General features: G+C 65.9%; 12 protein-coding genes. 7 read left to right on the top strand and 5 right to left on the bottom strand.

Going from position 1 to position 15,738, the window contains the following annotated elements; genetic code table 11:
* Window positions 1-80: 80 nt before the first annotated feature.
* Together JL811_RS13145 and JL811_RS13150 are read right to left on the bottom strand one after the other, a co-directional pair.
* Window positions 81-1,982, bottom strand: coding sequence for a propionyl-CoA synthetase (locus JL811_RS13145; RefSeq protein ID WP_202689160.1), 1,902 nt, complete (start codon window positions 1,980-1,982; stop codon window positions 81-83).
* A 194-nt stretch (window positions 1,983-2,176) separates the two neighbouring features.
* Window positions 2,177-4,456, bottom strand: a complete 2,280-nt coding sequence (locus tag JL811_RS13150) for an NADP-dependent malic enzyme (protein ID WP_202689161.1) — start codon at window positions 4,454-4,456, stop codon at window positions 2,177-2,179.
* 247 nt (window positions 4,457-4,703) lie between these two features.
* On the opposite strand from JL811_RS13150, the gene JL811_RS13155 reads away from it, so the two are divergent.
* The 6 genes from JL811_RS13155 (at window position 4,704) to JL811_RS13180 (ending at window position 10,518) form a co-directional block, all read left to right on the top strand.
* On the top strand, window positions 4,704-5,105 hold the full coding sequence (locus tag JL811_RS13155) for a cytidine deaminase (protein WP_202689162.1): 402 nt from the start codon (window positions 4,704-4,706) through the stop codon (window positions 5,103-5,105).
* Between the two features lie 4 nt (window positions 5,106-5,109).
* Window positions 5,110-6,417: a thymidine phosphorylase gene (locus tag JL811_RS13160; protein WP_202689163.1), complete on the top strand. Its 1,308-nt coding sequence runs from the start codon at window positions 5,110-5,112 to the stop codon at window positions 6,415-6,417.
* Window position 6,418: 1 nt separating this feature from the next.
* Window positions 6,419-7,627 carry a phosphopentomutase gene (locus JL811_RS13165; RefSeq protein ID WP_202689164.1) on the top strand — a complete coding sequence of 403 codons (1,209 nt, stop codon included), beginning with the start codon at window positions 6,419-6,421 and terminating at the stop codon, window positions 7,625-7,627.
* On the top strand, window positions 7,624-8,601 hold the full coding sequence (locus JL811_RS13170) for an adenosine deaminase (protein ID WP_202689165.1): 978 nt from the start codon (window positions 7,624-7,626) through the stop codon (window positions 8,599-8,601). The genes JL811_RS13165 and JL811_RS13170 overlap by 4 nt, the downstream gene beginning before the upstream one ends.
* Window positions 8,594-9,226, top strand: coding sequence for a uracil phosphoribosyltransferase (gene upp / locus JL811_RS13175; RefSeq protein ID WP_202689166.1), 633 nt, complete (start codon window positions 8,594-8,596; stop codon window positions 9,224-9,226). Before JL811_RS13170 ends, upp begins: the two co-directional genes overlap by 8 nt.
* A gap of 140 nt (window positions 9,227-9,366) precedes the next feature.
* Entirely contained in the window at window positions 9,367-10,518 is a 1,152-nt protein-coding gene (locus JL811_RS13180) for an SPOR domain-containing protein (RefSeq protein WP_202689167.1), read from the top strand.
* Between the two features lie 135 nt (window positions 10,519-10,653).
* On the opposite strand, the gene JL811_RS13185 is transcribed toward JL811_RS13180, so the two are convergent.
* Window positions 10,654-11,670 (bottom strand): hypothetical protein, encoded by a 1,017-nt coding sequence (locus tag JL811_RS13185; RefSeq protein ID WP_202689168.1) that lies wholly within the window; start codon window positions 11,668-11,670, stop codon window positions 10,654-10,656.
* A 257-nt stretch (window positions 11,671-11,927) separates the two neighbouring features.
* Here JL811_RS13185 and JL811_RS13190 point away from each other — a divergent pair, with 257 nt between their 5' ends.
* Window positions 11,928-12,866, top strand: a complete 939-nt coding sequence (locus JL811_RS13190) for a DMT family transporter (RefSeq protein ID WP_202689169.1) — start codon at window positions 11,928-11,930, stop codon at window positions 12,864-12,866.
* On the opposite strand, the gene JL811_RS13195 is transcribed toward JL811_RS13190, so the two are convergent.
* Window positions 12,833-13,456, bottom strand: a complete 624-nt coding sequence (locus tag JL811_RS13195) for a thymidine kinase (protein ID WP_202689170.1) — start codon at window positions 13,454-13,456, stop codon at window positions 12,833-12,835. The two genes, JL811_RS13190 and JL811_RS13195, sit on opposite strands and share 34 nt — an antisense overlap.
* A 672-nt stretch (window positions 13,457-14,128) precedes the next feature.
* Window positions 14,129-15,475, bottom strand: a complete 1,347-nt coding sequence (locus JL811_RS13200; protein WP_202689171.1) for a DEAD/DEAH box helicase — start codon at window positions 15,473-15,475, stop codon at window positions 14,129-14,131.
* Window positions 15,476-15,738 lie beyond the last annotated feature (263 nt).

Genomic DNA, 15,738 nt, shown 5'->3' on the forward strand with positions numbered 1-15,738 from the left:
TGCAGGATCATGGCGTGAAGATAACCCCGCTTTGCACTTTGTCAAAGCGGGCGCACAATTTACGGCTGTAATCCTCTGCGCTAAGCCCCCGCATTCCGGGCAAGGCCGATCTGTTGCAGGGCGGCGCGGATTTCATCCAGAATGGCCGGATCGTCGATGGTTGCGGGCATCTTGAACGCGGCCCCGTCGGCGATGCAGACCATGGTCGCCCGCAGGATCTTGCCTGACCGCGTCTTGGGCAGGCGGTCCACCACGCAGGCGCGCTTGAAATCCGCCACGGGGCCGATCCGGTCGCGCATCAGGGCGACACATTCGCGGACCACATCGGCATGGTCACGGTCCGACCCCTTGTTCAGGCACAGAAATCCCAAGGGCGACTGGCCCTTCAGCGCATCGGAAATCCCGATCACCGCGCATTCGGCAACATCGGGATGGCCCGCCAGCACCTCTTCCATCCCGCCGGTGGACAGGCGGTGACCTGCGACATTGATGACATCATCGGTGCGCGCCATGATGTAAAGATAACCGTCCTCATCGACATAGCCCGCATCGCCGGTTTCATAATAACCCGGAAAATGCGCCAGATAGGATTTGCGGAACCGGTCCTCGGCATTCCACAGCGTTGGCAGCGTGCCGGGGGGCAGGGGCAGTTTCACCGCGATGGCCCCCAGTTTGCCGGGGGGCAGGGGATGGCCGCCCTCATCCAGAACCTGCACGTCATAGCCCGGCATTGGCACGCAAGGAGAGCCGAGTTTCACCGGCAAGAGCCCCAGCCCCAGCGGATTGGCCGCAATCGGCCAGCCGGTTTCGGTCTGCCACCAATGGTCGATCACCGGGCGGTTCAGCGCGCGTTCGGCCCATTGGATCGTATCGGGATCAGCGCGTTCCCCGGCAAGAAACAGCGCCTGCAGGCCTGACAGGTCATATTGCGCCACCAGTTCCGCCTTCGGATCGTCGCGTTTGACTGCGCGGATTGCAGTGGGGGCGGTGAAGAAGCTTTTGACGCCATGTTCCGCGATCACGCGCCAGAAGGTGCTTGCATCGGGGGTGCCGACGGGCTTGCCCTCGAACACGATCGTCGTGCAGCCCGCGATCAGCGGCGCATAGCAGATATAGCTGTGCCCCACGACCCAGCCCACATCGGACGCGGCCCAGAACACATCGCCGATGCCGACGCCGTAAACCGCGCCCATCGACCAGTTCAGGGCCACGATATGCCCCGCCGTCGGGCGCACCACGCCCTTGGGTGCCCCGGTCGTGCCCGAGGTGTAAAGGATATAGGCCGGATGATTGCCCTCGACGGGCAGGCAATCGGCGGGTGCGGCACCTTGCTGGAATTCGTGCCAGTCAGTATCGCGCCCCGCGACCAGCGCCGCGACCTGCTGTTCGCGTTGCAGGATCACGCAGAAATCCGGCTTGTGGCGGGCTTGTTCAATCGCACCGTCCAGCAGGGGTTTATAGGCGACCACGCGCGCAGGTTCGATCCCGCAGGAGGCGGCAAGGATCGCCTTTGGCCTGCAATCGTCGATCCGCACGGCAAGCTCGTTCGCCGCGAAGCCGCCGAAGACGACCGAATGCACAGCCCCGATCCGCGCGCAGGCCAGCATCGCCTCCAGCGCCTCGGGCACCATCGGCATATAGATGATGACGCGGTCGCCCTTGACCACGCCACGCGCCGCCAGAGCACCGGCCAGCCGCGCCACACGGGTCCGCAATTCGGCATAGGTCAGGTGCTGGCGACTGTCGGTCACCGGGCTGTCATGGATCACCGCGACCTGATCGCCCCGCCCTGCCGCAACATGGCGGTCCACGGCGTTCCAGCAGGTGTTCACCATGCCATCGGTGAACCATTCGTAAAGCGGGGCGTGGCTGTCATCAAGCGCGCGGGTGGGCGCGCGGTCCCAGTCGATGGCGCGGGCCGCCTCCATCCAGAACGCTTCCGGATCGGCCTGCCATGCCGCATAGGTGCTTTTGTAATCCATCTTCCGGACCCTCCCCTGCCTTGCGGTTTGTTACGCCAGGGCAGGGGGGCTGCGCAACGCTGTTACCGTTAGCGCAGCGCGTGGCAGTGTCCGAATGTGCAAATATTACCCCTGCCGGAGCGGGCAGGGGGCTGCAGGTTCGGGCGGCTGGTCGGCACCCGACCGGTTGGGGCTGCGAAGCGCCCCCGCACCGGTCAGCTGTAATGCGCGACCGGCGTGCCCGCGATGGCCGACATGTTCAGCAATCCCCGCGCCGTGATCGAGGGGGTCACGATATGGGCCTTGTTGCCCATCCCCATCAGGATCGGACCGACCTCAAGCCCGCCGCCTTTCATTTTCAGGATGTTGCGCACGCCCGAGGCCGCATCGGCATTGGCGAAGATCAGCACATTGGCCGCCCCTTCGAACCGGCCGCCCGGGAAGATCCGGTCGCGCAGGTCCTGATCCAGTGCCGCGTCAATATGCATTTCCCCCTCATAGGCGAAATCACGCGGCGCCGCATCCAGCATCGCCAGCGCCGCCCGCATCCGCCGCCCGGTATCGCAATCCAGATTGCCGAATTGCGACGAGGCGCACAGCGCGATCTTGGGGGCCAGACCGAAGCGGCGCACATGGCGCGCGGCCCCGATCACCGCCTCGGTGATCTGTTCCGGGGTCGGTTCGGGATGCACATGCGTATCGGCAATGAACAACGGCCCGTCCTCAAGGATCATCAGGCTGAGCGCGCCGACCGGATGCCGCCCCTCGCGGCCAAGGATCTGTGTGACATAGTTCAGATGCCACAGATATTGCCCGAAAGTGCCGCAGATCAGGCTGTCCGCCTCGCCACGCTGCACCATGACCGCGCCGATGGCGGTGGTATTGGTGCGCATCACCGCGCGGGCGATATCGGGCGTGACGCCCTGCCGGGCCATCAATTCATGATAGGTGCCCCAGTAATCGCGATAGCGCGGGTCGTTTTCAGGGTTCACCAGATCGAAATCGCGGCCCGGGCGGATCGGCAGGCCCGCGCGTTCACAGCGGCTTTCCACTACCTCGGGCCGCCCGATCAGGATCGGCTTGTCGGTCGTCTCCTCGATCATCGCATTGGCGGCGCGCAGGACGCGCTCTTCCTCACCCTCGGCAAAGACGATGCGGCGCTCGGCCTGTGCTGCGGCATGAAAGACCGGGCGCATGATCAGCGCGGATTTGAACACCGATCCGTCCAGCCCGCGTTTATAGGCCTCAAGATCGGGCATCGGGCGCGTTGCAACCCCGGTCTCGATGGCGGCGCGCGCCACGGCCGAGGCGACAACCCCGATCAGCCGCGGATCGAAGGGTTTGGGGATCAGGTAATCGGCCCCGAATGTCAGCTTTTCGCCCTGATAGGCGGCTGCCGCCTCGGCGCTGGTCGTGGCGCGGGCAAGGGCTGCAATCCCCTCGATACAGGCGATCTCCATCGCATCATTGATCTGCGTCGCACCCACATCCAGCGCCCCGCGAAAGATGAAGGGAAAACACAGCACATTATTGACCTGATTGGGATAATCGCTGCGCCCGGTGGCGATGATCGCATCGGGGGCCACCTCGCGCGCCAGTTCCGGCAGGATCTCGGGCATCGGATTGGCCAGCGCGAAGATGATCGGACGCTTGGCCATGCGGCCCACCATTTCGGGCGTCAGCACGCCGGGACCGGACAGACCCAGAAACAGGTCCGCCCCGTCGATCACCTCGGCCAGCGTGCGCTTGTCGCTGATCTGCGCGAATTCCGCCTTTTGCGGGTTCATGTCGATCTCGCGCCCCTCATGGACAAGGCCATGAATGTCGCAAAGCCAGATGTTTTCCCGCCGCGCCCCCAGTTTCAGCAGCATGTTCAGACAGGCAATCCCCGCTGCCCCTCCTCCGGTCGAGACGATGCGGATATCCTCGAACCGCTTGCCCGCAACCCGCAGCGCATTGGTCGCCGCCGCGCCCACCACAATGGCCGTGCCGTGCTGGTCATCGTGGAATACCGGGATCTTCATGCGCTCCCGGCAGATCCGTTCGACAATGAAACAGTCGGGGGCCTTGATATCTTCAAGATTGATCGCGCCAAAGGTCGGTTCCAGCGCGCAGACGATATCGGCCAGCTTTTCGGGGTCGCTTTCATTCACTTCGATGTCGAAACAGTCGATCTTGGCGAATTTCTTGAACAGGACGGCCTTGCCCTCCATCACCGGTTTTGACGCGATGGCCCCGATATTGCCCAGACCCAGCACGGCGGTGCCGTTCGAGACGACGGCAACCAGATTGCCGCGCGCGGTATAGCGGCTGGCATTGGCCGGATCGGCCTTGATCTCAAGACAGGCCTCGGCCACACCGGGGGAATAGGCCAACGACAGGTCGCGGCCATTGGCCAGCGGTTTCGTCGCGCGGACTTCAAGCTTTCCGGGCTTCGGAAACTCGTGGTAATCGAGCGCCGGGTGACGTGCCTGTTCGGTCTTGCCCTGTTCCATCTGTCCCTCCCGAGATTTTGTTCAGCCTTAAACTATCCGGAAAGCTGTGCAACCCCTTCTGCTGGTATGGTGGTTTTCCGGGGTCGCGCCCGACCTGTCTTTCTTGCCTTGATCCTCGCGCAAATACCGTCGGGACGGTCCGGGACGGCAGATCGCCCTCCCGGCGACGGTCGCCTTGCGCAAGGCTTGCAACCGGGTCACTTCCGGCCCAGACTTCGCGTCAGGACGCAACGCAGGATGCAGGCCCATGACCCTTCTCGAAACCGCAACCGCCGTGCGCGAAAATGCTTGGGCGCCCTATTCGGGTTTCAAGGTCGGGGCTGCGATCCGCAGCCTTTCGGGCGCGGTCTATGCCGGCTGCAATGTCGAGAATGTCGCCTATCCCGAAGGCACCTGCGCCGAGGCGGGGGCCATCGCGGCCATGGTCGCGGCGGGTGAAACGGCGATCGCCGAAGTGCTGGTCATTGCCGACAGCCCCGATCCGGTGCCCCCTTGCGGCGGTTGCCGCCAGAAGATCGCCGAATTTGCCGCCCCCGATGTCACCGTCACGCTGTGCACGACAGACGGGCAGCGCCGCGCGATCACGGTGGCTGACCTTTTGCCGGGGGTATTTTCCGCCGCCCATATGGCGCGCAGCGAGGCGGGATAAGCCCGTGGAGGCGGCCCGTATCATTGCCGATATCCGGGATGGAAAACCGCCCGGAGCTGCGGCGCTGGACTGGTTTGCCCGGGGTCTTGCCTCGGGTGATGTGACGGATGCGCAGGCCGGGGCCTTTGCGATGGCGGTCTGCCTGCGCGGGTTGGGGGATGAAGGCCGCGTCGCGCTGTCCCGGGCGATGCTGGCCAGCGGGCAACAACTGCACTGGGATCTGCCCGGTCCGGTGATCGACAAGCATTCCACCGGCGGGATCGGTGATTGCGTCTCCTTGCTGCTGGCGCCTGCGCTGGCGGCCTGCGGGGCCTATGTGCCGATGATCTCGGGGCGCGGGCTGGGCCATACCGGCGGAACGCTGGACAAGCTTGAGGCGATCCCCGGCTTTCGAACCGGGCTGGACGCGCAGCAGTTGCGCCGCCAGATCGAGGATTGCCGCTGTGCCATCCTGTCGGCCAGCGCCGATATCGCCCCTGCCGATCGCAGGCTTTACGCCGTGCGTGACGTGACAGGGACGGTCGAAAGCATCGACCTTATCACCGCCTCGATCCTGTCAAAGAAGCTGGCCGCCGGGCTTGAGGCGCTGGTGCTGGATGTCAAGGTCGGATCGGGCGCCTTCATGCAGAACATCGGGGAGGCCCGCGCCCTTGCCCGCGCCCTTGTTTCCACCGCGCAGGGGGCGGGCTGCATGACTACGGCGCTGATCACCGACATGTCGCAGCCGCTGGCCACGGCGGCGGGCAATGCGCTTGAGGTGATCGAGGTGATGGAAACCCTGACCGGCACCTCGGTCAATGAGGCGCTGCTGGAGGTCACGGCGGCGCTGGGGGGCGAGGCGCTGGCGCTTGGCGGGCTTGCCGCCGATGCGCTGGACGGTGCGGCGCGGATGCGCGACGTGCTGGAAAGCGGTGTCGCGGCCGAATATTTCGGCCGGATGATCGCGGCGCAGGGTGGCCCTCTGGATTTCGTCGACCGCTGGCCCGACCGCCTGCCCGCCGCCCCCGTGCAGCGGGACGTGCCCAGCCCCGGCGACGGGTTCATCGCGCGCATCGACACGCGCGCGCTTGGGCAGGCGGTGGTCGGGCTGGGCGGCGGCAGGCTGCGCGACGGCGACCGGATCAACCCGTCGGTCGGCCTGTCCGATCTGGCCGGGATCGGCGCGGATGTGACGGCGGGCCTGCCGCTTGCCATGGTCCATGCCGCCAGCGAAGAGGCCGCCGATGCGGCCATCGCCCTTGTGCAGGCGGCCTACCGGCTGGCCGACAGCCGCCCGCCGGAACCGCCCCTGATCCATGAAAGGATTGCCTGACATGGCCCGCGCCTTTCTGATCGTTATGGACAGCGTCGGCTGTGGCGGCGCGCCCGATGCCGCCGATTTCGGCGATGCGGGGGCCAATACGCTGGGCCATATTGCCGAGGCCTGCGCTGCGGGTCGCGCCGATCAGGGCCGCAGCGGCCCGCTGCGCATGCCGCATCTGGATGCGCTGGGGCTGGGGCAGGCGGTTCGCCTTGCCTCGGGTGCTGCGATGCCGGGGTTTGACGCGGTTCCGCAGGGCCTATGGGGGGCCGCGACCGAGGTGTCGCGCGGCAAGGACACGCCTTCGGGCCATTGGGAACTGGCGGGCGTGCCGGTGCCTTGGGACTGGACCTTCTTTCCCGATACCGACCCTGCCTTTCCCACCGATCTGACGGCCGAGATCTGTCGGCTGGCGGGGACCACCGGGATCCTTGGCAATCGCCATGCCTCGGGCACGGCGGTGATCGACGATCTGGGCGAGGCGCATCTGAAATCCGGCTGGCCGATCTGCTATACCTCGGCCGATTCCGTGCTGCAGATCGCCGCCCATGTCGAGGCTTTCGGTCTGGACCGCCTGATCGAATTGTGCCGGGCGCTGGCGCCGCGCCTGCATGCGATGCGCGTGGGACGTGTCATCGCGCGCCCCTTCACCGGCGTGCCGGGTGATTTCCGCCGCACGCCCGACCGGCGGGATTTCGCGATTGCGCCCCCTGCGCCCACAGTGCTGGACCATGCGGCGGCGGCAGGGCGGGTGACCCATGCGATCGGCAAGATCGGCGATATCTTCTCGATGCGGGGCATCGCGCATCTGCACAAGGGCGCATCAGACGCCGACCTGTTTGACCGGCTGGACGATCTGGCTGGAAGTGCCGAGGAGGGCGCGCTGGTCTTTGCGAATTTCGTCGAGTTCGACAGTCTTTATGGCCATCGTCGCGATGTTGCGGGCTATGCGGCGGCGTTGGAATGGTTCGACCGGCGGGCCGGGGTCTTTCTGGACCGGCTGCGCCCCGGCGATCTGGCGATCTTCACCGCCGATCACGGCAATGACCCGACATGGGCGGGCACCGAACATACGCGCGAACGGGTGCCGGTGCTGTGCGCGGGGGCGGGTGCTGGGCAGATCGGGCATTGCGCCTTTGTTGATGTCGCGGCCTCGGTCGCAACCCATCTGTGCCTGTCCGAAACCGGGCCGGGCCGCAGTTTCCTGAGGGGGATGGATTGAAGAAAATTGAACTTCACCTGCATCTGGAGGGGGCTGCACCGCCTGCCTTCATCCGCAGTCTTGCCAAGGAAAAGCATATAGATATCGGCAAGATCTTCGATGAGGCCGGAAACTATGCCTTTGACGATTTCTGGCATTTCCTGAAGGTCTATGAGGCCGCGACCTCGGTCCTGACCCGACCCGAGGATTACGCCCGCCTGACCCGCGCCGTGCTGGAACAATCCGCTGAAAGCGGCGTCGTCTATTCGGAATGTTTCCTGTCACCCGATTTCTGCGGCGGGCGCGATCTGGGGGCGTGGCGCGAATATCTGCATGCCATCCGCGAAACGGCGGATGATGCTGGTCGCGATACCGGCGTGACGCTGCGCGGCATCGTGACCTGCATCCGCCATTTCGGCCCCGCCAAGGCACGGGAAACCGCACGTTGTGCGGCGGAAGCGGCAGGGGAATTCATCACCGGTTTCGGCATTGCGGGCGATGAGACTGCCGGAAAGCCTGCCGATTTCGCCTGGTCCTTCGACATGGCGCGCGAGGCGGGGCTGCGCCTGACCGCCCATGCCGGGGAATGGGGCGGGCCGCAATCCATCCGCGACTGCTTGCGCGATCTGCGGGTCGAACGCCTCGGTCATGGCGTGCGCGCCATCGAGGATCTGGCGCTGGTCGATGAACTGGCCGAGGCGGGCACGGTGCTGGAGGTCTGCCCGGGATCGAATATCGCGCTGGGGCTTTACCCCGACTGGCGCGCCCACCCTGTCCGCGCGCTTTACGAACGCGGCGTGACGGTCACCGTCTCGACCGATGACCCGCCCTTTTTCCACACCACCATGCAGAATGAATTCGACCGCCTGCACGCGGTTTTCGACGGCGATGACGCGGTGCTGGACCGGATCAACCGCAACGCGCTTGACGCGGCCTTCTGCGATGCCGATACCAAGGCGCGGATCGCGAAACTGCTGGAGCCCGGCCATGTCTGACCATCTTACCGTCGTGAAACACCCGCTGGTGCAGCACAAGCTGAGCCTGATGCGCGACCGCGACACCTCGACCGCCAGTTTCCGCAGGCTCCTGCGTGAGATCAGTCTGTTGCTGGCCTATGAGATCACGCGCGGGCTGGACATGACGACGCGCCGGATCGAGACGCCGCTGGAGCCGATGGATGCGCCGGTGCTGGAAGGCAAGAAACTGGCGCTGATTTCCATCCTGCGGGCCGGGAACGGGCTGCTGGACGGAATACTGGAGCTGGTTCCGGCGGCGCGAGTCGGGTTTGTCGGGCTTTACCGCGATCCTGAAACGCTGCGGCCGGTGCAATATTACTGCAAGGTGCCCGATGCGCTGGAAAGCCGGATGACGATCGTGGTCGATCCGATGCTGGCCACTGGCAATTCCTCGGTCGCAGCCATCGACCTGCTGAAAGAGAAGGGTGCTGCGAATATCCGCTTTCTGTGCCTGCTGGCGTCCCCCGAAGGCGTGGCGCGGATGAAAGAGGCGCATCCCGACGTGCCGGTGGTCACTGCCGCACTGGACAGCCACCTGAACGATCACGGCTATATCGTTCCCGGCCTAGGGGATGCGGGCGACCGTATGTTCGGCACAAAATAGCAGGCTTTTGTCCTTTACTCAGCAACAATACTGACTCATTATCCCCGCACGCTACATGGGGGTAGTCGATGTTTGTCAGGGGTCTTTTGACTGCCGCTGCTGCGGTTTGCCTGCTGGTTACAGAAGTTTCGGCGCAAAGCATGGCGCGACCGGCGGAACTGCCGCCGGCAAGCTTTCGCGGGCAGCAATATGTGGACAGCCGGGGCTGCGTTTTCCTGCGCGCCGGGATCGGCGGTCAGGTGAACTGGGTTGCGCGTCTGTCGCGCGACCGCACGCCGCTTTGCGGTCAGCAGCCGTCAGGGCGCAGGGTTGCCGTGGCCGAGGCGGCTGCGCCCGTCCCCGGTGCGGCCCCCCGCGCGACTGGGCGTCCGATGGATACCGTCGCCAGCCTGACCTCCCCCCCAAGGATCCGTGAGGCGCGCCGCTCGGCTCCGGTCGATACGCGCAGCTATGTTCCGGCAGTGCCGCAGCCGCGGGCCGAGGCCACGGCCCGACCCACGCCCGGCTGTCCCTCCGGGTCGCCGCATGGCAAGCGCGCGCGGCTGGCGGACGGACGCGTGACGATGTTCTGTTCTGCCGATCCCGATTTCGATCTGGCCGCAGCGGTCGCCCGCAAGAATGGTGTGCTGGCGCCCTCCGCGCCGACCCGGCTGGCTTCGGCACCGGCGGCCCGCGTCGCGGCAGCTCCCGCTCCGGTCGCCGCTCCGGTGGGCCGGTCGGCCTCGGGTTATACCTGCCCGGCTGAAACCCCGGTTGCACGCCGTTATCGGCTCAATACGGGCGGCACGACGGTTCTGTGCTCGGATGGCGGAGCGGGAATTGCCTCACTTCGCGCGCCGCTGGCCGTGGGGGATGCGGACTTTGCCGATGCGGCGCCGCCGGTGCCCAAGGGCTATAAACGGGCCTGGAATGACGACCGCCTGAACCCGCATCGCGGCAAGGGCACCGCGCAGGGGCAGGCCGCGCAGGACCGGTTCTGGACGCGCGATGTGCCTGCCAAACTGGTCGGCCAATCGGCAACGGGGACGACAACGCGCAGCGTGACATCTGCCAGCAACAGCCCTCAGGTCGGGGTTGCGAAGTCCTGGACCGTGCAGGTGGGCAGTTTCGGCGTGGCCGCCAATGCGAAGGCCACGGCGCAGCGCCTGTCGCGGCTGGGTCTGCCGGTCAGTGTCGCAAAAGGTGGCAAGTTGCAGATTGTGCGCGCTGGTCCCTTCGCCTCGGCCAATGCGGCGCAGCAGGCGCTTTCGGCCGCAAGGCGGGCCGGATTCGGGGACGCCTATATCCGCTGAGGAATTATCCGACGCCCCGCAAAAGGGGCGTCCGGCAAGAAGTCGGGCAGCAATCAGACTTGCACCTCCGCCATCGGCGGGGGTGTTTTTCTGTGGGTGGAGTGTGACGGGACAGCGCGGGATATCGGGATGCCGTCAGCCGGAACAGATATCCTGCAGGGTCACCCAGTCCTCATCCAGCATCAGGGCCGGGGGGGCGACGCCGTCAAACGGGTCGCCGTCGATCAGCGGGCGCTGGCGGTCATCGGGCAGGGTCAGCCCCAGCGCATAGGGGGTTGAGGCGATGCCCGCCGCCTCGAATGCCGGCAGCAATTGCGCCACGGGCGGGCGGGCGGGGGGTGCGGCGATCCGCTTTTCGGCATAGCCTGCAATCGAGGCGGGGGGCAGATGGCCCGAGGTCAGCAGCCGTAGCGTGGCAATGCTGCCCGCATGGCGCAGGATCGGCAGCATCGGATCCTCGATCCCGGCGGCAACAGTCTCGGCCAGCGCGAAACCCGCCGCCATGTCGGGGCCGTCCTGCTCGGCCAGCAGCGACTGGGGCAGGGCGATCACCGGGCCGGGCAGATGGATCGGCGCGGTCAGCCCTTCGCGCAGCACGACGATGCGCGGGGCGGGATCGGACAGCCGCAGCGCAAGCCGGGTCAGGGCCTGCGTGCCGCGACGCCCGGCACAGGGCTGGCCGGTCAGGCGGGCCAGATCCTCCAGCGCCATGCGGCCGATATCCACCCGCGTCGCATCGCGCAGCACCGAAACCGTATGCGTGACCAGCGCCTCGGGCAGAAAGATCACGGCCAGCAGGACGATCCCGCCCGCGATACTGCCCAATATGCCGTTTCGCAGACGACCGGGATGCGGGCGCGAGGCTTCCAGCGCGGAATGGACGGTGCGCAGGGCCGCGATCATCTCGGGGTCGTCGATTTCCAGATCCTCATCGCCCTCGGGGCCGGGGGCGAAGATCGCGGGCAGCGTCTCGGGATTGCGGCGGATGATGGCGGGCAACGACCAATGCGCCAGCGCTGTCTCCTGCCGGGGATCGCTGAGCATGAGCGTGCTTTCCCCCAGATTGACGACGACTTCACGCCGCTGGCCCTGCAGATCCGACCGCCACAGGCCGGTGCATTCCAGTTTCTGGTATTTTTTCAGCGCCGTCATCTGCCTGTGCGGCCTTGTCTGCTGCCTCTGCCCCGACGATAGCCGAGCAGACAGGCAGGTACAATCGTCTGGAATTCCCGGCCGGCGGCGCAGCGTGGCGCTGCCTGTGGGGCCGTCCTGTGAAAAGGCACCATCCGGTGCAAATATCCGCTTGAAAATTCGCGGCGCGCAGGCTCAATCATCTGGCCAAGCCGGGCGTCCGGCGGGGGCTGACCCAGCGCCCCCTTTTCCCGCCGCCCCAAGTTGAAAGACCCCGGATGACCACGACGCCCGACCGGACCCTGACCGCTGCGCTGGCGATCCTTGCCTATGCGCTGCTGATCGGTTTCACCGACAATTTCGTGCGCGTCGTCGCGGTCGAGGCGGGGCTGTGGCAGTTCCATGCGGTGCGCGCCGTGATGGCGCTGGCGCTTCTGGGTCTGGCCGCGCAGGTCGTGGGGCTGGATCTGCGCCCGCTGCGGCCGGGGGCGGTGGTGGCCCGTTCGGTCATCCATGCCACGGCGATGCTGATCTATTTCGGGTGTCTGGCCTTTCTGCCGGTGGCGCAGGTCGCAGCTGGGCTGTTCACCGCACCGATCTTCGTGCTGCTGATCTCACGCTTTGCCTTTGGTGAACCGATCGGCCCGGTGCGGGTGGTTGCGGTGATGCTGGGCTTTGCCGGGGTGCTGATGCTGCTGGGGCGCGACTCGCTGCAAGAGGCGCGTCTGGCGGCGCTGCTGCCGGTGATTTCGGGCGCGCTTTACGCCTTTGGCAATATCGTCACGCGGGAATGGTGCGCGCAGGAGCGGGCCGAAACCCTGCTGGCGGGGTTCTTCATGGCGCTTGGCGTGATGGGGCTGGTGGGCATGGGGGTGCTGGCCCTTGTCGCGCCCGAGGTTCCGGCCGGTACGGCGGGCTTTGTGCTGCGGGGGGCGGTCTGGCCGGGCGGGGAATTCTATCTCTGGACCTTCGTGCAGGCGGCGGGGTCACTCTTGGGTGTGGGGCTGATGATCAAGGCCTATCTGATCGCCTCGGCCAGCCGGGTCTCGATCTTCGAATATATCATCCTGCCCGCCTCGGCGCTGTGGGGCTGGGTGATCTGGGACGAGGTGCTGGACCTGGGTGCCTGGATCGGCATGGCGATGATCGCAGGCGCCGGGGCGATGATCGCGCTGCGCAGCCGTCAGCTGGAACCCGAGGCCACGCCGCTGTCATGATCCTCCAGCACCGCATCGTCCAGAACCGCGCGCCAGTGGCGGCGGCATAGCGAAAGATAGGTTTCGTTCCCGCCGATCTGCACCTGTTCACCATTCCGCAGGGCCCGCCCGTCCGGGCCGCGCCGCACGACCATCGTGGCCTTCTTGCCGCAATGGCAGATGGTGCGGACCTCGCGCATTTCATCGGCCCAGGCCAGCAGCGCCGCCGAGCCGGGGAACAGCTCACCCCGGAAATCGACGCGCAGCCCGTAGCACATCACCGGCACGCCCAGATCATCGACTGCCCGCGCCAGTTGCCAGACCTGGGTCTTTTCCAGAAACTGCGCCTCGTCGATGAAGATGCATGCCACCGGACCTTGTGCAAGCCGCGCCGCGATCCGCGTGAACAGATCATCACCCGGGGCAAAGGTGTCTGCCGCCTCACCGATTCCGATGCGTGAGGCGATGCGCGCCTCGCCTGCGCGATTGTCCAGTTGCGCGGTCAGCAGATAGGTCTGCATCCCCCCCTCGCGGTAATTGTGGGATGCCTGCAGCAGCGAGGTGGATTTCCCCGCATTCATCGTCGAGTAATGGAAATACAGCTTGGCCATGCCGCCCCATAAACCGCAGACCGGCGCAGGACAAGCGATGATGATCAGGCCGGGCGACCGGTCCGCAAGGGATGAGAAAACAGGGGGGCCGTCAGGCCAGAGCAACCGGCCCGGTGGCCCCCCGCCACCATTGAATTACAACAAAAAGGGTCTGCCGAACGCCCCGAACAATCCGGAACAAACTATCCGGACAGCCGACCGGCCGATGGGCCGACGAACCCTACCCAAACCGGCGCAGACGCACCGGACACTCGCAAATCGTCACGGACGTGCCGTGACAGGATGATGGATGACAAATCGTCACGATCCGATTAACGGGAAACGCTTTCCGGCCGTCCCCGGACCTGAGTTGAAAACATTTTGCCCATATCACTCCGACCCGTGCTTCAGGAACCATAGCTGGGGCTGGTCAAGGATATCGGCATCGAGGCGGGCTGAGCGCTTTCCGGCGGGGCCAAGACGACGCTTGGGCGCTGTTGTTCCGATGCGGCGGACCGTTTGACCGGTCCATGCTGATTGATGTGCTGGTTGCTCGGTCCGCGCTGCGCACAGCTTGTGGCGGCCTGTAATCGGCCGGGCGCGGACGGCACATGCAGCCCAATCCTGAGGATAAGGCGCAGCACTGACCGGGGTCAGTGCCGCGCGCTATCTGCTTGGTTCAGGCCGTCAGAGTCAGGCCGCAGCCCCGCGACCGGCCTGCGGCCGTCCGCCACGACCGCGTTGCGGGCGATGCGCCTTTTTCGGGGCATCCATTCCGCCCTGCGGTTTGGCCGCCTGTGGCTTGGCACCCTGCGGCTTGCCGCCGGCCTTGGCCCCGGGCTTGGACCCCGGACGCGGGCCGCGCGCGCCGCGCGGCGCCGGTTTCGGCACGGCACGGATATCGGCAATGCCCCAAGGGGCGCCGCCGACCAGCGGCAGGGCCGTTTTCAGCAACTTCTCGATGGCCTGCAATTCGCCCATCTCGGCAGGCGCGCAGAAACTCAGCGAGGCACCATCCTTGCCCGCCCGCGCCGTCCGCCCGATCCGGTGGACATAGTTTTCGGGCACATTCGGCAGGTCGTAATTATAGACATGGCGCACGGTCGGAATGTCGATGCCGCGCGCGGCCACATCGGTCGCGACCAGCACATCCAGTTCACTGTTGCGGAACTCGGTCAGCGTGCGGTCGCGCTGGCCCTGGCTTTTGTTGCCATGGATCGAGCCCACCTTGAAACCCCATGTCGCCAGCAGCTTGCACAGCTTTTCCGACCCGTGCTTGGTGCGCCCGAAGACCAGTGCCTGTTCGCCCGGATGTTTCAGCAGATAGCTTTCCAGCAGTTTCGCCTTGTCGCCTTGCGGGGTGAAATGCACGCCTTGCGAAATACGGTCGGCGGGTTTGCCGGGACTGGCCACCTGCACGCGGACAGGATCACGCAGGTAGGTTCCGGCGATCTCTTCGATATCTTTCGGCATCGTGGCCGAGAACAGCATGGTCTGACGCTTGAGCGGGATATGTTTCGCAATCCTGCGCAGCGCGTGGATAAAACCCATGTCCAGCATGTGATCAGCCTCGTCCAGCACCAGATAGGCGCATTGTTCAAGGCTGACATCGCCGCGTTCCAGAAGATCAATCAGGCGGCCGGGTGTTGCCACCAGCACGTCCGAGCCCTTGGCCAGCGCCTGCGACTGGCGGAAAATGGATGCGCCGCCCACAACCAGAGTCACCTTGACCGGCGTGCCCTTGGTGAAGGTTTCAAGGCTGGTTTTGATCTGCGTCGTCAGTTCGCGCGTCGGCGCAAGGATCAGGGCGCGCACATTGCGCGGCCCGGGCGGGTGGCCGATATCCAGAAGCCGGTGAAGAAGCGGCAGGCCGAAGGCCGCCGTCTTGCCGGTGCCGGTCTGGGCAAGGCCCATCAGGTCGCGGCCCTGCATGATATGGGGAATGGCCTGAGCCTGAATCGGCGTCGGCGCCTTGAGCGTGGTCTTTTCCAGCGCGGTCAGAAGTCTGGACGAAAGTCCAAGATCGGCAAAAGTGGTCATGATAGTCTTTCCGGCCGCGCGGTCGCGGCCTTTTCCGGCCCCATGGGCCGACAGTGGGAAGCAAGGCCGCCTCACCCCGGACCCATGTCCGGCGCCGTTTGCCCTGCGGAACCCCTGCGTGACGGTGGGAACCAGTCGTCCGGGCCTTTCACATGCTCACGCGGCACGGGCCTTCGGACAGGGGGCAGATGGGGCTTTTGCGAAGCGCTGTCAAGTGTCATGTCACAGTGCGGAGACTGGGTGATACCGCCCGGGGGGGTATC

It is taken from the genome of Szabonella alba (assembly GCF_016765775.1).
Classification (GTDB): domain Bacteria; phylum Pseudomonadota; class Alphaproteobacteria; order Rhodobacterales; family Rhodobacteraceae; genus Szabonella; species Szabonella alba.